General features: G+C 52.0%; 20 protein-coding genes. 10 read left to right on the forward strand and 10 right to left on the reverse strand.

The annotated features are described in order from the left end of the window. Window positions 1–137: 137 nt before the first annotated feature. Together eno and VGS11_08050 are read right to left on the reverse strand one after the other, a co-directional pair. Window positions 138–1,430: a phosphopyruvate hydratase gene (eno, locus tag VGS11_08045; GenBank protein HEV2120035.1), complete on the reverse strand. Its 1,293-nt coding sequence runs from the start codon at window positions 1,428–1,430 to the stop codon at window positions 138–140. A gap of 5 nt (window positions 1,431–1,435) precedes the next feature. Beyond that, complete coding sequence (locus VGS11_08050) at window positions 1,436–2,884, reverse strand: glycerate kinase (protein ID HEV2120036.1); 1,449 nt, start codon at window positions 2,882–2,884, stop codon at window positions 1,436–1,438. Window positions 2,885–2,929: 45 nt separating this feature from the next. Between VGS11_08050 and VGS11_08055 the strand changes: the two genes are divergently transcribed. Beyond that, window positions 2,930–3,499, forward strand: coding sequence for an NUDIX domain-containing protein (locus VGS11_08055; GenBank protein ID HEV2120037.1), 570 nt, complete (start codon window positions 2,930–2,932; stop codon window positions 3,497–3,499). A gap of 160 nt (window positions 3,500–3,659) precedes the next feature. Here the strand turns inward: VGS11_08055 and VGS11_08060 are convergent, their stop codons facing one another. Then, window positions 3,660–4,193, reverse strand: coding sequence for a pyridoxamine 5'-phosphate oxidase family protein (locus tag VGS11_08060; protein HEV2120038.1), 534 nt, complete (start codon window positions 4,191–4,193; stop codon window positions 3,660–3,662). 106 nt (window positions 4,194–4,299) lie between these two features. On the opposite strand from VGS11_08060, the gene aldA reads away from it, so the two are divergent. From aldA to VGS11_08085, 5 genes are read left to right on the forward strand one after another with little or no spacing between them, the layout of a single operon-like run. After that, a complete protein-coding gene (aldA, locus tag VGS11_08065) occupies window positions 4,300–5,847 on the forward strand; it encodes an aldehyde dehydrogenase (protein HEV2120039.1) in 1,548 nt (515 codons plus the stop codon). A 15-nt stretch (window positions 5,848–5,862) separates the two neighbouring features. Further along, entirely contained in the window at window positions 5,863–7,050 is a 1,188-nt protein-coding gene (locus VGS11_08070) for a mandelate racemase/muconate lactonizing enzyme family protein (GenBank protein HEV2120040.1), read from the forward strand. Window positions 7,051–7,073: 23 nt separating this feature from the next. After that, window positions 7,074–8,132: a glucose 1-dehydrogenase gene (locus VGS11_08075; GenBank protein ID HEV2120041.1), complete on the forward strand. Its 1,059-nt coding sequence runs from the start codon at window positions 7,074–7,076 to the stop codon at window positions 8,130–8,132. Window positions 8,133–8,192: 60 nt separating this feature from the next. Further along, on the forward strand, window positions 8,193–8,612 hold the full coding sequence (locus VGS11_08080; protein HEV2120042.1) for an NUDIX domain-containing protein: 420 nt from the start codon (window positions 8,193–8,195) through the stop codon (window positions 8,610–8,612). 27 nt (window positions 8,613–8,639) lie between these two features. Continuing rightward, entirely contained in the window at window positions 8,640–8,867 is a 228-nt protein-coding gene (locus VGS11_08085) for a hypothetical protein (GenBank protein HEV2120043.1), read from the forward strand. Window positions 8,868–8,918: 51 nt separating this feature from the next. Here the strand turns inward: VGS11_08085 and VGS11_08090 are convergent, their stop codons facing one another. Next, window positions 8,919–9,626, reverse strand: a complete 708-nt coding sequence (locus VGS11_08090) for a hypothetical protein (GenBank protein HEV2120044.1) — start codon at window positions 9,624–9,626, stop codon at window positions 8,919–8,921. 279 nt (window positions 9,627–9,905) lie between these two features. Further along, window positions 9,906–10,451: a zinc ribbon domain-containing protein gene (locus VGS11_08095; protein ID HEV2120045.1), complete on the reverse strand. Its 546-nt coding sequence runs from the start codon at window positions 10,449–10,451 to the stop codon at window positions 9,906–9,908. A 459-nt stretch (window positions 10,452–10,910) separates the two neighbouring features. Here VGS11_08095 and VGS11_08100 point away from each other — a divergent pair, with 459 nt between their 5' ends. Next, on the forward strand, window positions 10,911–11,255 hold the full coding sequence (locus tag VGS11_08100; GenBank protein ID HEV2120046.1) for a hypothetical protein: 345 nt from the start codon (window positions 10,911–10,913) through the stop codon (window positions 11,253–11,255). 282 nt (window positions 11,256–11,537) lie between these two features. Here VGS11_08100 and VGS11_08105 read toward each other — a convergent pair whose 3' ends face one another. Beyond that, window positions 11,538–11,846: a hypothetical protein gene (locus VGS11_08105; protein HEV2120047.1), complete on the reverse strand. Its 309-nt coding sequence runs from the start codon at window positions 11,844–11,846 to the stop codon at window positions 11,538–11,540. A 347-nt stretch (window positions 11,847–12,193) separates the two neighbouring features. Then, window positions 12,194–13,273, reverse strand: a complete 1,080-nt coding sequence (locus VGS11_08110) for a hypothetical protein (GenBank protein ID HEV2120048.1) — start codon at window positions 13,271–13,273, stop codon at window positions 12,194–12,196. 164 nt (window positions 13,274–13,437) lie between these two features. Between VGS11_08110 and VGS11_08115 the strand changes: the two genes are divergently transcribed. The 3 genes from VGS11_08115 (at window position 13,438) to VGS11_08125 (ending at window position 16,433) form a co-directional block, all read left to right on the forward strand. Next, a complete protein-coding gene (locus tag VGS11_08115) occupies window positions 13,438–14,139 on the forward strand; it encodes a dienelactone hydrolase family protein (GenBank protein ID HEV2120049.1) in 702 nt (233 codons plus the stop codon). Between the two features lie 232 nt (window positions 14,140–14,371). Further along, complete coding sequence (locus VGS11_08120; GenBank protein HEV2120050.1) at window positions 14,372–15,769, forward strand: S53 family peptidase; 1,398 nt, start codon at window positions 14,372–14,374, stop codon at window positions 15,767–15,769. Window positions 15,770–15,881: 112 nt separating this feature from the next. Beyond that, complete coding sequence (locus VGS11_08125; protein HEV2120051.1) at window positions 15,882–16,433, forward strand: GNAT family N-acetyltransferase; 552 nt, start codon at window positions 15,882–15,884, stop codon at window positions 16,431–16,433. Between the two features lie 33 nt (window positions 16,434–16,466). On the opposite strand, the gene VGS11_08130 is transcribed toward VGS11_08125, so the two are convergent. The 3 genes from VGS11_08130 to VGS11_08140 form a co-directional block, all read right to left on the reverse strand. Continuing rightward, window positions 16,467–16,610: a hypothetical protein gene (locus VGS11_08130; GenBank protein ID HEV2120052.1), complete on the reverse strand. Its 144-nt coding sequence runs from the start codon at window positions 16,608–16,610 to the stop codon at window positions 16,467–16,469. 23 nt (window positions 16,611–16,633) lie between these two features. Next, on the reverse strand, window positions 16,634–16,822 hold the full coding sequence (locus tag VGS11_08135) for a hypothetical protein (protein HEV2120053.1): 189 nt from the start codon (window positions 16,820–16,822) through the stop codon (window positions 16,634–16,636). A gap of 481 nt (window positions 16,823–17,303) precedes the next feature. After that, entirely contained in the window at window positions 17,304–17,642 is a 339-nt protein-coding gene (locus VGS11_08140; GenBank protein ID HEV2120054.1) for an NIPSNAP family protein, read from the reverse strand. Window positions 17,643–17,646 lie beyond the last annotated feature (4 nt).

Below are 17,646 nucleotides of genomic sequence, written 5' to 3' on the forward strand. Positions count from 1 at the left end.
AAAAGGGGGTCGAAATGAAATCGTACCGACTTCGCAACTCGACGTAGATCGATGGGAAGTCGAGACTTCCATGTTCTGACTGGGCAACTGGTCTTCGAGTCTCCTCCACTAAGACAGGATAGCCGCCAACACACTTGCTACAAGTCAAGTCCCATGAAGAGAGCATTGCTCCCCAGTTCCTCCTCGATCCTGAGCAGCTCGTTGTATTTGGCCGTCCTCTCGCCTCTGGCTGGCGCGCCGGTTTTGATGAAGAGGCTCTCCTGAGAGGTTGCGAGGTGGGAGATGAAAGTGTCCTCTGTCTCCCCTGACCTGTGAGAGACTACGATGTCTAGGCCGGCGTCTTTGGACATCTTGATCGCATCCAAAGTCTCCGTCACAGTTCCTATCTGGTTAAGCTTGATCAGAATCGCGTTGGTCGCCTTTTTCTGAATCCCCTCTTTGATCCGTTCCGGGTTTGTCACGTAGAGATCATCTCCGATAATCTTGACTCGGCCACCAAGCTTACGAGTGATATGGACGAAAGCGTCGTAATCGTCTTCGTCGAACGGATCCTCCAAGGTCCTTAACGGAAACGTCCTAGTGAGTTCCTCGTAGTAGTCTTCCAGTTCTCCCGCGCTCAGTTTCTTCCCATCAAGCTGGTAGGTCGAGTCCTTGGTGTTGTAGAAGCTGGATGATGCTGCGTCGATGCCTATGTGAACTTTTGACTTGTCATAGCCTGCGTCTGATATTGCTTGAAGAATGACTTCTAATGCATCGCCTGTCATTTCTAATGGTGGAGCGTAGCCTCCTTCGTCTCCGACGTTGATCGCGCTGGGACCGTACTTGGCCTTGAGCACAGAGCTCAAACTGTGGTATACTTCATCGCCGATTCTGATAGCCTCGGAGCAACTGGAAGCTCCAACGGGTTCTATCTGGAACTCCTGAACGGCGAGCTTGTTGCCCGCGTGTTTTCCGCCGTTGATGACGTTCATCATCGGGACCGGGAGCTTGTAGTGGGATAGGTCTCTAAGGTACTTGTAGGCTGGTCTTCCCCGCGATAACGCTGCGACTCTCGTAACTGCTATCGACACGGCGAGAATAGCGTTGGCTCCTAGCCTCTTCTTGTTAGGTGTCCCATCAAACGCGATCATCAGTTCGTCGATCTCTCGCTGGGCGCTGGCGTCTTTGCCGATGATACGGGATCTGATTCTATCATTCACATTAGAGACAGCCTTCAGGACTCCCTTGCCGTGAAACCGCTTCATGTCGCCATCACGCAGCTCCAGAGCTTCATGGATTCCGGTTGACGCTCCAGAGGGAACAGTTCCTCTTCCTCTACTTCCATCCCGGGTCCAAACGTCCACCTCGACAGTAGGGTTTCCTCTCGAATCGAGAACTTGTCTTGCCTTTAGATCTGTAATCTCGGAATCACCGGCTGTCCTCTTCGACATCGTGTTCAGCGTTCCACGGATCGTCTTGTCGTATCACTCTTTTGATCTACGGATCCTACAGTAGCGATGAGAATATCGTTGACGTTGGTTCCCGTGGGGCCGGTAACGATGAGATCTTTGAGTTTCTTGAAGAACTCATGCGAATTGTTCTCTCTGAGATACGTGTCGGCGTTCAGACCCTTTCTCAAACCTCTCTCGACCGTGCTACCATCCGCAACTGCTCCAGCCGCGCGAGTTGGACCGTCCATTCCATCTGTTCCGATAGAGGAGAGGAGGACATTAGGCATCCCTCGAATTGACATGGCACCTGACAAAACTAGTTCTTGGTTTCTCCCGCCACGCCCTTTTCCGTGGACGGTGACCGTTGTCTCGCCGCCAGCCACTATCGCAGCGGGTGGATTGATCGGGAGTTGGTTTTCGCGGATGTCAGATATGATGCCCGACACCACCTTTCCAACCTCTCTTGCTTCGCCTTGAATCCTGGTCGACAGTAACAACGTATGATATCCTCTTCTCTTCAGGACTCTCGCTGCCGCTCTGCAAGATTCCGTGTTGGTGCCGACGAGAACGTTGTGGACCCGTTTGAAGATCTTGGACCCTTCCTTGGGAGTCTCAGACAACTTGTCTCCGATTCCCTTCCTGATATGATTCCGAACTGATCCGGGAATCCTGTGCCAGAGCCCGCGTTCGTTCAGGACGTTGTAAGCATCCGAATAGGTGGTGCTATCCGGCACGGTGGGTCCGGACGCGATAGAATCCAGTCTATCGCCTACAACATCAGAGATGATGAAAGAAATGACCGTTGCAGGGTAGAGTTTCTCGGCGAGACGACCGCCCTTTATTTCCGACAAATGCTTTCTTACAGTGTTAATCTCGTCGATTTTCGCTCCTGATTTGAGGAGAAGTTGGGTCGTCTTCTGTTTGTTTGAGAGGCTCAGACCCCTGGATGGTAACGGCATTAGCGCGGACCCTCCACCCGAAATTAGGCAGATCACTAGGTCGTTTCGGGAGGGTTGTCCGACGAGTTTGAGCATGTCTCTGACTCCCTGACAACCCCGTTGACTGGGGACTGGGTGAGTGGCCTGGTTGAACTCGATCTTGGAGCTCTTGGGCCAAGGATTGGTGTAAACCGGGATGTTCACGGAGCCGCCTGTTACCCAACCATCAAGAATTCGTTCAATCTCCAAAGCCATGCTTGCAGCTGCTTTTCCTCCACCAATGACCAGTACTCTCTTGAACTCTGGGAGTTTGAAAGAGAGCGTTCCGATCTCCAGCTCGTTCATGCACACCTTCACTTTTTTCCTGAGTATCGTTCGAGGGTCAGCTGCCAGAAGCGCGTGACTTAGCGCTTCTACCAGGGCCCGGCGTGACGAAGATCCGTTTTCTCTCAGCCGGAGGCGCCAAGAGTGTCGTGGGAGGCCGTTACTCTTCCGGTTGCGAGCGGAGGGCGTCAAGCTCAGGTCTTCCCATGAAACGTTCTATTTGGGGATACTTTTCGCGTGAAGCCACGCCTCAGGGATAGGGAGCTGGATGCGATTAATTACCGAGTTAGTCCGATTAGTGCGGCCATGGAACGATACAAGATTCCGCTTGTTAATGCATCCGAAAGGACAATCGGATATGGTGATAGATGGCGGGCTCATAGGGTGAGAGATGGCCTTGACGGCTTGGTCCTTGGAGAGAAACACGTAGGAATAACAATCGCATTTCTAGATAACGACGGAAGGATACTTGTTCAGCTCAGAAGACACAGGATATTCGACAAGGTTTGGAGCCTCTCGGGCGATACTCATCCCAGAAAGTATGACACTCAGAAGGTGGAAACCCTCTCTGAAGCTGCAAGAAGATGTGCCAAAGAGGATCTCGGGGCCGTGATCAAGCATTGGCGTAAGGCACTCAGAGTGTCGTATTCTGCCCGAGACCCTCGCGACCCAAGGTATTGTGAGAATGAGCTATTGCATGTTCTAGCCACGAAGCACGACGGGCTTGTGCATATGAACAGAAAGAACGCGTACGAGTTGCGGTGGGCCAAGTTCTCGGAGATCTTGAGAGACTCACAGAGGACTTGAGAAAGGAGCCAGATGATCGCAAGTACGCACCTTGGGTCCATTCTATGTTTTCCCTCCCGGTTGAAACGGTAGAAGAAGCCTTGCTAGGCAACTAGGAGTGTGATCAGACGGAGGAGAGGATTGACGTTGTTAACCCAGCGACGGATTGCTGATTGCTGGTTTAGAAGTTCCAACGGGTCGCCCCGTATGGCTCGGCTGTGCCTAGGGCGAAGATAGTCCCGGGCTTCACTTCGTACACGTGCCACGGGGGTGGTCCTGCGCTGGGCGCACTGTACTCCGCCGTGAGTCCTCCTTTGACGACTGTCGGTTTCCATCCTTGATGTGTGAACGCTTCTGCAATTCGCTTGAGTCGAGCGGAGTCTACTATTCTTCTAGCTGGACCCTCGACCACAAGGTCGAAGTCGTGGGTTGCGATCGTTATGACGCTGTTTGGGTTGCGTTCAATGTTCTTGGCTTTACGGGTCTTTGGTCCGGCGGTGAAGTAGAAGGAGTCGTCTACGAACACTATTCCCACGGGCATGACATGTGGTTTCCCGTCCGGATTGGTGGTTGCCAGCCAGGCGGTGTGCCGGTCTGGTCCTCCTGTCTTTGGGGCCTGAGTGATTCTTTGATGTAAGCGCTTTTGGACTTTCTCCCATGGGATTATGGGCGCGCCGTAGCCGTCAAGATTCTTCTTAGAGATCGGATCTTTCAACCCAGATCCCTCCCTATCATAATGGTCGCAAGTTGGACAACAGTTGTGAGCCTGGGTCGTGTTGGAGAAACGATATTACAGGTCGGATCTCCGATTGGAGGATTCAATGTCTCGTTACCGGGGAGACACGTCAGGTGCTGAGTATTTGAAGAAATCATCTTTGGAGACAAGAGTCCAGTCGTTTGGAATGTATATCGATGGAGAATGGGTTCATTCGAAAACCGGGGAGAAGATTGACGTTGTTAACCCGACGACCGAGTGTGTTATCGGCCGAGTCCCTCGGGCGAACCGGGAGGAAGTCAAGCAGGCCCTGGAAGCTGCGAATGACGCGCAGCCGAAATGGGAGGACACGCCCCCGATCAAGAGGGCTTCTTTCCTGTTCAAGATTGCACAGCTGATTCGTAGGGATAAGGAGAGACTTGCGGAAACTCTGACGGCTGAACAGGGCAAGCCTCTCTTCGAGTCCAGGCTGGAGATAGAAGGGTCGGCGCAGAACTTCGAGTACTACGCGGAATACGCTCGCAGAATACAAGGAGACGTTCTCCCGAGCGACAATGCTCGTCAGTCTATCATGATTCTCAAGCTGCCCTTGGGAGTAGTCGCATCTATCACGCCCTGGAACTTCCCGTCAGCCACAGTTGCTAGGAAACTTGCTCCAGCGCTGATAACTGGGAATACCGTGGTTACCAAGCCATCCAGCAATACGCCGCTGAGTACAGTCGAACTGGTTAGACTCGGGGAAGAAGCGGGATTGCCGAAGGGCGTCTTGAACATGGTGACAGGGAGTGGAGAACTGGTCGGGGACGAGCTTGTCTCCAACAAGATCACCTCGCTAGTCACGATGACGGGCAGTACGGAGGCTGGTCAGAAAATAATGGAAAGGGCATCCAATCATGTCGCAAAACTCATACTCGAGCTTGGCGGAAAGGCGCCATTCATCGTCTGGAACGACGCTGATCTGTCATGGGCGCTCCGCTGCGCAATCTGGGCCAGGTTCTGGAACTGCGGGCAAACATGCATCTGCTCAGAGAGAGTCTATCTTGACGAGAAAGTGAAGAATCGGTTTCTTCCAGCATTCGTGAAAATGGCCAAAGCGCTTCGGATAGGCGACCCAAGGAACAATGGGACGGACATCGGGCCCATGGTAAGCGAGCAAGAAAGAGAGACAAGCATCAAGTTTGTCGAACTTGCCAGAGATGAGGGTGGGAAAGTGATCATCGGAGGAGAGAAACCGAAAGATCTGGGTAAAGGATGGTTCTTTGAGCCGACAGTCATAGAAGACGTCGGCCAGAAGTCATCGCTAGTCCAAAACGAAATATTCGGACCTGTCGTACCGGTCCTTACCGTGGACAGCTTTGACCGGGCGATCGAGTATGCGAACGACTCGAAATACGGTCTAGCATCCTACGTCTTCACCAAAGATAACGCTCGAGTCTTCAAGGCAATGCACAAGATCAAGTTCGGGGAATGCTACATCAACCAGGTGGGACCCGAACAACTTCAAGGAGCGCATACAGGTTTCCGACAATCCGGGCTAGGTGCCGAAGGATCACGATATGGCCTGGAACAGTACACCCAGCTCAAGACGTGCTACGTTGACTGGAACGACAAACCAAATCTGCCCTACCTCTTTCCATACGGACCTAGGGAATAGCCAGGTCATTACCGATTGAAGATTAGCAACGTCGAAATCTACCAGCTGGGAGAGCAATCCTCGCCGGGGAGTGCAACCTGGGCCAGCAATTCCATCCTGCTAAGGCTGACGACCTCGGATGGGCTCGTAGGTTTTGGAGAGGCCGTCCCGACCCTTCGCGTGCAACCGGTCATCCAGGCGTTGCGCGAAGTTGAACGGGTCTACAAGGGAAAGGATCCGCTTGATGTCGAGAAGAACATGCATGAGTGGCACAAGCACGACTTTTACATGCCAATGTCCTTCGAGTCGACAACAGCCGCCAGCGCGTTCGACATAGCCTGCTGGGACATTATCGGGAAACATTTCGGAGCACCAATTCACGATTTGATAGGTGGTACTTTCCGATCTCGAGTCCGATTATATCTCAACGGCTGGTACAACGACTGCGTCACACCCACTCAGTTTGGTGAAGCCGCAAGAAAATCGGCGGCTCAGGGCTACACGGCCCTGAAGTTCGACCCCTTTGGAGATTCATACGACTATATCGAAAAACCGGACCTCAACCTCGCCCGTTCACGCGTGAAAGCGGTCCAAGAAGCAACTCAGGGCAAGATCGATTTATTGATCGAACACCATGGAAGATTCAATCCCACCTCAGCGATCATGGCTGCGAAGATGCTGGAAGAGTTCTCTCCCCTCTTCGCAGAAGAACCAATACATCCAGACAATATTGACGGCTTGAAGAAGTATCGAGCAGCGACAAGTCTTCGAGTCGCGCTCGGAGAACGCCTGCTCACAAAGGAGCAAGTCATTCATGTACTCTCGAACAATCTAGCAGACTTCCTCCAAGTTGACCTCACCAACATCGGCGGAATCACGCAGGCTCGAAAGATCAGCGCAATCGCTGAGTCGTACGGTGTTGAGATGGCATTCCACAACGCGTTCGGTCCCATCCAGAACGCGGCAACGATTCAGCTGGACGCCACAATTCCGAATTTCCTAATCCAAGAATCCTTCTACGACTGCTTCTCGGAGTGGAAAAGACAGCTAGTAAACAGCGAGCCCAAGATTGAGCGTGGTTACAGTACGATTCCGAACAAGCCTGGGATCGGGGTGGATGTCAACGAGAAAATTCTCGACAAGTACAAGGTCGAGGGCCAAGAATACTTCAACCCTGCAGAGCCTGTCTGGGTCGTCAAGAACACCTGGAAGAATCCCAGGTAGCTTGGAAGTCCAGCTCGATCTATATGCGAGCCCTCGTCGTAACCCCAGGCGTCAAAAATAGTATCAAATTAGCACAAATCGACCCGCCGAGTCCAACTGCATCGCAAGCACTGCTTCGCGTCCGAGAGATCGGTGTATGCGGAACGGATATGGATCTCAACCAGGGCTTCTACGGTGAGGCCCCTCCAGGATCTAGTTATCTCGTAACAGGGCATGAGTCTCTCTCAACAGTAGAGAGTATTCCCAAAAACAATCAGGGAATTTCAAAGGGCGACCTGGTGGTTCCAACCGTTCGTCGGCCCGACGATTGCATTAACTGTCAGCACGGCGAGTCCGACATGTGCCTGACCGGAAATTACAAGGAGCATGGAATCAAGGGATTGCACGGGTTCGGCTCTGACTACGCGGTTTCTGACTTCAACTACATGGTCAAGGTCCCATCAGAGCTTGCGGATGTCGCGGTTCTACTCGAACCTATGAGTGTCGGAGAGAAAGGCGTCTACCAAGCCTTCAAGATCCAAGAACGAATGCTCTGGAAACCCCAGAGAGCACTCATTCTAGGAGCCGGCCCGGTAGGACTCCTGACCACCTATCTGCTGAGACTCAAAGGCCTCGACGTAGTTGTGACCGCTACTCGAACCAAAGACAGCATCAAAGCACTGCTTGCTCAACGCGTCGGCGGAACCTATGTCAACACGATCGAGCAACCGCTACAGACGCTTGGCAAGTTCGACCTGATAATGGAAGAAACAGGGTCAGCACAGGTCGCGATGCAAGCAACCGGAATGCTCAACACAAACGGCATCATGTGTTTTCTCGGAATCTACGCACCAACAGAAGCGCCCGAGGACATAGGCTCGTTCTACAAGGATGTTGTCTTGGGCAACAAGACCTTCTTCGGATCGGTCAACGCCAACATCAACTACTTCCGCATGGGTTTGAAGGATCTTGCTGAGATTCAGAGACGATTCCCTGAGGTCTTGAGGGATACGATTAGCATGAGAATAGCACCTGAGGATTTTCAAAAGGCGTACAGTCCGAACAAAGACAACATCAAAACTGTTATCAAATTCCAGAACTAGCCCGATGGGTCGTCAACAATCCTGAAATACGCCAACAAGCGGGTTTCAGATGATCTTTCATTGGCTCCTGATGATTGTTCCAGGCACACGCTCGTCTCCCATGTCGCCGTCCTTCATCACAACTCCGCTCTCCTTGTGAAGTACCGAGAAATGCCTGATGGCCAAAAGGGCTGGTTCCTCCCAAACGACGACTTGAAACACGTTGAGCATCCTGAAGAAGGAGCTAAGAGAATATTGAGAGAACAGGTGGGAATTGAACCTTCGACCCTGAAGCTCGCTCAGATAGAATCTTTTGTAGGCAACAACAAGACCTGGCACTTGATCTTTGACTTTCTAGCCTTTCCATTATCCATGAAAATCACCAAGGCTCCGAGCCTACTGGACGCTCAATGGTTCGAAATCGACAAACTCCCACCCGCCTCCGAGTTCGCTCATCACGGATGGGGCCACTCAGCCCTACTCAAACTCGCGAAACCCTAGCTCTAGGCCTGGAAAAGCCGGTCGAAGTTGGGAATTCGCGAGGACGTCTCCTATGGCGCTGGCATTGTAGGTGCGGCTGCGTTTGGAGGCCTCGTCTGGTTTCTCAATTCTCCTCTATTAGGAGTCATTGCAAGGGTCCTCCTCGGCACCGGGTTGGCCCTGCTAACTCAGTCCAGAACGCAGAAACGGATTTGGAGACGGGAACTTGGACTCAAGAACATTGAAACGATCTACGGACTCTCTACCGAGAGATAACCGCGAACCTGGCGAAGGGCTCGCCCACAGCGAAGACATCGTTTCAAATGCTCAACACCACGGAATGGCAGAGGAAGGCAGTTTCTTGCCATGCCATCTTCCTCTGATCACCTCAACCGAGTAAGGAACGTCAGAGTTTGCATAACCGGCGTATCGTCCGCTTTCCCTGAGAAAGTAAACGCCAGTAGCTAGGAGCAAGAGGAGACCCAGCGCGATCGAAGGGCTGAAGTTCCGTATGGTGGCGACATTGGAACCAACGCCCGCAAACAGGATCGCTGACATTGCCGTCATGAGGGCGGCTCGGGCAATGACTTTCGAACTTGATTCGCCTAGGACTTTGAGGATGAACTTGTGGAATCTTCGGGCTATTACGTACGCCAGCAAAACAGCGACTACGGCCACAGGGACATTAGTGACATAGGCCCCACGACCCACATAAGCTGGAAGAACCTCGTTCATCCAGGCGACCGTAATGCTGTAACCGTAGGCTCCTAATCCTACGAGGAAGAAAATCCATCCACGATACCGGTCGACCGTCGACGATCTCACGAGGGCTCCTCTGACGTAGCCGTAATAGAATGGAAGCACCATCCCCAAGACGATTAGAGGAATTGCCGTAACTAAGCTCGCAGATGGGTTGATCGATGCGCGTATCACAGCGAACATAACACCCACAGTGGAGGAAAGGAAGAGCAGGGCAGAGTCGAGTTTCCCCACTCGAAGCCTTCCATCAAAATAACGCTTGGAGAGTCGTGTCAACCTATTAATTTGGTTCTAGTCCGCCCGTACTAAGTCTTACAATTAGGTTGTAGAAGAAAGTGACGAAACGGTCGAGTGTGACGCATTTTGTCGAAGGAAGGATCCAGTAAGAATTAGAAACATGTCCCCGCTAGAGCCATGAGCAATGAATGTCAGTCCCCATCTTCGTACGCTCTGGGGTCAATACTTAAATCGAATGTGGAACAAGAAGCGTAGGCCGAACCGTAACTGTTCAGAGTCGGCTGGCGGCCAAACGCTTGGGTCTTCGAAGAGAATGGGTTAGGCCCGTGAGGAGATCTGGCCGAGTTTTGTTCCGCAGCTCTTACAGAATAGCGCGTCGGCAGGATTCGCTGTCTTGCAGTTTTCGCAGATCTTTGGCCCTTGCACGGGTCCAGTTCGTGGAGTGTCGTCCGGCCATGGCAGAACAGCATTCTCTAGTGAGCTTCCTTCTATTGTCCGATGAGCGAGCATGGAGCCATAGCCTCCTAGAAATCCCCAGATCGGAATGGTGAGGATGAGAAAGAGAACCTGTTCTCCTCCTACCGAGTTGCCAAGTCGAAGCCCGTTCAGTATCCCGTACACAAGTCCTATGACGACTCCGACGATAGCACCGTTTTGCCTTGACTGGCCAGCGGATGTGAATCCGGCAATTGCGCCTGCAAGAGCAGGAACTGCAAAGAAGATGACTAGATCAATGGGTTGAAAATTTGATAATGGGTTTTCAGATGCAAAGACAACCAGTAGTGTTCCAGATAGTATTCCAACTAGGATTGAGAGATCTCGGTGTTGGAATCTTGCTGCTGTTACGGAGATCGATTGCTCCATTAAGGTTGGATTCAAAGATCGTTGAGTTCTTATTCCTTGCTTTTGTGGAAAACCAAAATGCGAAAAGACACAAATTTACAGAAAAAAGTATACTGCAACATTCAATATTTCCATCTCTCGCGCTTTTTTCGACTGAAGTTCGGCTTCAAGAACCGAGGGTCGAGCTCGTCTGACTTCGATCGAATATTCGGGTCTTTTCCATCTTTACGCTTGCACAGGATTCTCAGAGTCCACTTTAGAATGGATACGGCACGCCTATGGTGCCCAGTCCTCGTGAGTTTCTGAATCCTTCATAGGTCTCCATTGGTTACAGGGCCCCTTTGTTGGCAAAATCGAGAAAGCTAGCTTAGCGTATTGGTGGCTTGATCGTTGGTTGATTTTCTAGGAAGCTTACGAGTTACGAAGGCGCGCGTCTTCCACTCGAACATTCAGTATGCGATGCTCTTTCAACCGGGAAATTTGACTTTTGTGAAAATTGGAGGACAATTTGCTGACCCACGCCAGATCCATAAATTAGATGCCTTACTGGAAAAAGGGCTGAGCGTTGATGACCTTTTGCGGCTTGACAAGGACAACTTCCAGTTAGCCGGGGCAGACATCTCCGAAGTTGAAGTTCACAAAACTTCGAAGAACTTCGCCTCGCCACGAACGGGCTACGTGGAAACCCCTGCGATCAAGATCAGAGGCAACCGCAACGAGTACGTAGAAATGGTGCCTGACAAGGATCTCCCGGATCAAAACCTCCAGAAGTGCGTTGAGCTTCTAAACCGGGCCCTGCCGGGCAAGGTCAGATTGAAACAGTAGGAAGACTCGCTATCCACTGAGACGGACCAGCGAGTCGATTTGATTTAGACGTTCAGATTTACATGCCTATTAGACTGCATACCCAAAAGAAATCATCCTACAGCTTCAACGTGAAACCATGGAAACTACCTCAACCTGTGCCATGTTTCCAGGCATTTCGTCTAAGATGAATTCGTTGAAAAATCCTATTCAAATTTACCGTTGTCCAAGAGCTCTGCAACCTTAGCTAGGAGGGGTCAGCCCATCGCGAAAGCTGCGTTCGTAGCCGCTATGATGCCTCTTCTAGTCGATTTGTTTGCGCGGTAATTGGTCTTCTCCTTCAGCTTCTTCATCAGGTTTGAATGACTCGTCGTCTCCCCACGGGCTAAGTCGAGAGTCAAGCCACGAGTCGTTTGGGGCGACAATCTTCCCAACAACATATAGTGCCCCACCAATTGCCGCCAAACCAACCGTGATCAAGATACTCAAAACGAGGTCCGAGGGGCCTATTCCTAGGGGTACAATAAAGAAGAAGAGGAGTACAAAAGGAGCGACGAGAAGAAGTCCGACAACCTTTAGACCCCTTCCCAAAAGCAAAGAGAAGCGCCCCATCTTACCCGCCTTCCCAACTTTCTTACTTGACGTAGTGTGATCATAACGCCGAAAGAAAACATTGACGGAACCGTCCAAGCCTCAGCGTAGGAAAAACCTCGGCAGCATGATCTCTAAGGTAGTTTCAATGAAAAATCCCTTTCAAATTGCCATATTGATAATCCAAGTCTGATAACTTGCTGGGAAAACCGAAACGCTGTAGTGATGAATGGTCAAAGCCACTAACAGAGTTTTCTTGATTCAACAAATTATTCCTCGGAACAACTCGCGGGTCCTGTGTAGTATTGTCTACTATCTAGACTACTGCTGCGTACGACGTCGAGAAAAAAGGGTGGAGGTTGGAGGGGTTATGGACGTGTTAGACCCGTGTAGTCGCCGATGACATAGGCGCTGTAAGGCGCGTTCATGACACTGGCGTTGGTCGGATTGAAGCCTGGAGTGTTGATTGTGCCATAACTGGCTACGATGACAGGATTGATGGTGCTCATGATCTCGATTACTCGATCGTTGAATTGATCACTGATCAACGTATGCCCATTGGCCAACCTTACCGCTCGGGTGGGTAGAGGCAGGGGATTGCTGCCCGCGGTCGTGTTGGTGATGTATTGCCATACCGGATTGTCATGGGAGTCAACCTCGACGATACGCGCGTTGTTGGAATCTGTGATGAGCGTGTGTCCGTTCGAGAGCCGGCTGGCGAAGGCTACACCGCTCGCGGTGCCCTGGACGGTGAATGTTGCGACGATCTTGCTGGGATTCGTATGAGTAACTTCAATCGCGCGGTTGTTGTTCTCGTCGGAGATGAGAATGTTACCGTTCTTGAGGAGTTCTGCGGCGTTGGGATTGTTCAGCTGGTTCTCTCCGTTACCGATGACGCCGTTTTGTCCGTATTGCCAGACGATGGCGTTGTCTGAGCGTCGAACTTCGATTATTCGCTCGTTGCCTTGGTCTGTGATGAGGACGTGCCCGTTTGGTAGGAAGGTGTTCTGGACGGGAGTGTTGAGCTGGTTGGGCCCGGACCCGGTTACGCCGAACGTGCCGTACTGCCATACGATTTTTCCGGCCTCGTTGACGAGAATCACGCGGTTATCGAAGCATCCATTCAGGCAGTTGGTTGTCGCGCCGGCGGGTATGCCGGTGCCTGACATGAGAGTGAGGTCGCCGACTCGCTCAGCATCGTTGGTGCCGAGGATCGAGCTCGCGGTGAGGTCGTTGGGGCCTAGTCCGAACTGCCAGACGATCTGGCGGGAGTGATTGATCTCTATGACTCGATTGTTGAACTGGTCAGTGATTAGGATATTGCCAGGATTGTTGAAGCCTCCCTCGTCTGCGTGGGCGGCCTTCACGGCGATCATGGTTGGGAAAGCAGCTAGTGCCATGCAGAGTAGTGCGATTACGACAGTCTTGCTCATTTTCAAAGTGGTCATGCTTGGATCCTCTTAGAATCTTCGAAGCTTCTATGCCCGTAATACTACTATAATAGTATTTTCCGGACATCCACCATGAGTTTGTGGGTCGAGCCTGTCTGAATGTCAGAGGAACCCAGCTAGAGAAATATATTCACGGGTCTCTGGCTTAGACCGTTCAGAAGATGCAAACGAACTTGACGGGATTGAAGGGAAACATTGTAGAGTTCAAAGTCGGAGATGGAGTGGGACGCGGCTACCTATCAGTACCCAAGACTTCTCGAGGTGGGGTGATGGTTCTTCATGCATGGTGGGGGCTGAACGATTTCTTCAAGAGCCTGTGCGACCGGCTCGCAGCTGAAGGATACTCAGCCTTCGCTCCAGATCTTCGCGAGGGCAAAGTGGCGCGGACGATCGACGAGGCGAAGGAGAACATGAAGAAAGAGAACCAAGAACTTGTCGAAAAGACCGTCCTCGGCGGGCACGAGTATCTGCACGCTCATCCTTCGATCAAGGAACACAAGATAGGGGTCGTCGGGTTCTCTATGGGAGCGGCCTGGGCACTATGGTTGAGCACCAAGGAACCAGATGTTGCAGCCGTGACGGCTTTCTACGGGACATACGATCTAGACTTTTCAAAAAGCCAAGCATCCTACCTAGGCCACTTTGCCCCGAACGATGAGTGGGAACCAGAAGAAAGTATTCGCGGTCTGGAGGAAAAAATCCGCCAGTCCAGTCGGCCTGTAACGTGCCACATGTATCCCGGAACGAAACACTGGTTCTTCGAGAGTGATCGACCTGAATACGTTCCACAGGCAGCACGCCTGGCTTGGACGCGAACGCTAGAATTCATTCATTCGAGCATCGGCCGGTCAAGCTCAACATAGAACCCGACATCGATATCCCGTTCGAGATTCAAAACGCGATCTGCGTTTTTGTCGAATCAATTTTGACTTATATTCTCAAGCATGAATTAATCGGCGAAGATTTCTTTGCGAAAACCATTTGCAGCAACAACCGCAATCACCATACTACTAGCATCAACATTCATGGCGATTCCACTCTATGCAACCGGCGTGGCGATCGCAAGCGCCAGCCCTCTCTTTCATCCGGCAGTCGGTGAGTGGTACTATCTCTCCAGCGGGGGTACGCCTCCCACCCGAAGCTGCCTGCAATGCCGTGGGAATTCGTTGTTTCAATCCCGCAGCGATGGCGGTCTCCTACAATTACGCCTCAGTCCTGTCAGCAGGCAACGAAGGTCAAGGTACCACAATCGCGGTCGTTGATTCCTTCGGCAGCAGCACGATCCGCACTGACTTGAAAATCTTCGACAATGCGTTCGGTCTTCAGCATCTATGCGGCGAAGACGGAGTAGCCTGCACCACTGGAATGCCCACCTTCAACATTCTAGAAGTCCAGGGTTCCCCGCCTCCGAATCCACCTCCACCGAACAGTGGGACAGGTATTCAGAACCATAACCTCTGGGCTCTGGAAGTCTCACTCGATGTTGAATGGGCCCATGCCACTGCCCCCAAGGCCAACATACTTCTCGTGACAACGCCGACAGCGGAAACGCTTGGTGTACCCGGTCTACCGCAAATGATGAACGCGATAAAGTTCGTGGCCGATAATCATCTCGCCGACGTAATTAGCATGAGCTTCGGCACGGGAGAAGGCGCTTTCCACAGCGGCCTTCCAGCACTTCTACAACTTCGCCAAGCTTTCGTAGACGCTCAAGCAAATCACATCACCCTACTTGCATCATCAGGCGACAGCGGTACTGCCAACCACATGTTAACGCCGATAAAGAACCCAGACTTGATTCCATATCCCAGTGTCGGTTGGCCAGCTTCGGACCCTCTCGTGACAGGTGTCGGAGGAACTTACCTCTGCACCAACCCAGTCACAGGATCGATGACCGCAGATGATTCAATGCCTCCTGTCCAGTGCACGAGACACCCAGGTGTTCGTGAGGCTGGATGGGTAGCCTCAGGTGGAGGCTACAGCATTCTCTTCCCGAGGCCAGACTACCAGAACGTCCTACCCTCAGGCAGCACTTACATCGGTAGCTCCGTAGGTGCACCCGGTCCCAACAGTAACATGCGGGGCGTGCCAGATATGGCGTATCAAGCAAGCGCTAGGACAGGCGTGCTCGTTTACATGTCTGAAGGTGCGACCACTACGTCAGGAACAGGCTGTGGCGGAGCGAACCCGTGTAGTGTCGGCTGGTACACTGTCGGTGGAACAAGCGCTAGCTCACCACAATGGGCCGGGCTCATCGCGCTCGCCGATCAAATAGCAGGCCACAATCTCGGCTTCATCAACCCAGCACTTTACAGTATCGCAAACCAGCCAGCCCACTATGTTGCTGATTTCAACGATATTACGGTCAATTGCAACCAGCAAGATCCTTCCATACCAGGATATTGCGCGTCGACGGGATGGGATGCCGTAACCGGACTCGGCAGCCCCAACGTTGCCAATCTACTGCCCGACCTGATCGCTGCGAGCAGCTAGAACCGAAACTCTCCCCTCAACTCCCTTTTTTGTTATCCTTCTCTCGGTCCTAACGAATTGCCATCCCAACGCGAGAAAGGCAGATATGAGAAACTCAGTCTAAGACAATCCAATGAGTGAGCTTGTCGTCAAAGAACTTACGCCGTCTCTGAGAGACGACTTCTTGTTGTTCTTCGACCACATTGCCTTCGCGGAGAATCCTGAATGGGCTGATTGTTACTGTTATCCGTACCATTTCTCAGACAGGGGAAAAGTTGAGAATCGTCGCGAGGCCTCAAACCAGATCGAGGAGAGAAGGATCCAAGGGTTCCTCGCCTACCACGACGGAAATCCTGTTGGCTGGTGTAATGCAGCCAACCGCGACAACTACCCCGCGCTACACCGACTGATGCGTTCTGGTCAAGACCAAGTGGAGCGCGTCGGCTCAATCGTCTGCTTCGTAGTAGCACCCTCGCACCGTAGCAAGAGAGTAGCGTCCCGTTTACTGAACGCTGCCTGCGAAAAATTTTCCAACGAAGGTCTAGAGTATGCTGAAGCATATCCCGTCAACAAACCGACGTCAGCTGCTGACAACTTTCCGGGCCCCCTCTCAATGTATACCAGGAATGGCTTCACGACTCACCGCAACGCAGGCTGGTATGTGGTTGTCCGAAAGCTACTGTAGACGATTTGAGGCATCTCTTGGCATCATCCGTCCTCACTTGAGTTCCATCATCCTATGAAGCATCACAGTGGCTGATTCGAAGACTATGATTATTAGATCGCGATGAGAAGTAGCTCCGTCGAAATTGTCAGCAAGGCTGAGGGTGCTCAGAGCATTGCCTGCTGGGGTCGGCGGCAAAGTGATGAGTAGCTAACGTTAATCTAGTTATCGACTGCTTCGCGTCGGAACTCTTCATCCTCTTCGCGTCGCTGTGCTCTTGTTAGTCTCCAGCCGGACCAGCCTCGAAAGCCCCACAACCGGCCCGCCTCGTAGGGAGCGTCTTTGAACAATTGAGTAGTCGCACCGAGGACGATGAATGCGGTGAACATGAGAAACACTCCAAGAACCAAGTTTTCGAGAACGAAGAATAGGTCAAGCCCCCGACAAGGAAAGCGAGCCCGATTCCTAGCGCGACAAGAATAGGTGCGCGACTCCTCACCCTCTTAGGCTGCGTCTTGTGTTCGAGCTCAATCCGCTTCTCGATCTCGACCGCCTCACCCACTCCAACACTCTGAACTCTCGATAGTGATGCAGCGCATCCATCGCAGAATGTGGACTCATCATGGTTGATCTTGCCGCAGTCTGGGCAGACCTTCAATATCGGCCGTTCCCTATGGTCTTTGGCGTCGAGCCCGGATTTAAGCGATTCCTGCACTGACTTGGAGAATTGGAGGGCGAGATCAGCGAGTCGTCGATTGTTTTCAGCCGGCGACCTCAATCTCTCTTCAATCTCATGACCCGCCTTGTTGAAGAAGCTCTAAAGGAAACCGTGAAGAAAATGAAAGACGAGTCGAAGAAACCCAGCGGCGAAGCCTCGAACCTGAAACTTGACTAGCGTGCCACATTGATAGTGGGATAATAACTTGTCGGGATTAGCATTCTATCCTGGATTTCTCCGACAAGGTCGCCGTGTCGAGCATTGGTGGTTTTCTTGATCTCCTTCCACTCTTCGTTGGCCCGGAACTGTTCCCAGGCGTGTCGCATTGTCTTTTCATCCGGCCAGGCGAGCAGGTAGACGAACTCGGTCCTGTCTCCCAGTCTCGTCTCCCACGTACCGAGGATGTTGAACCCGTAAGATCGCATGATCCTCCAGGCGTGGTCGCGGAACCTGTTGTGAAACGCTTGCTTGTTCTGGTCGAAAATCTCGTAGATCCTAAGCTGATGAATCATATCT

Source organism: Candidatus Bathyarchaeia archaeon, assembly GCA_035935655.1.
Classification (GTDB): Archaea; Thermoproteota; Bathyarchaeia; order 40CM-2-53-6; family 40CM-2-53-6; genus 40CM-2-53-6.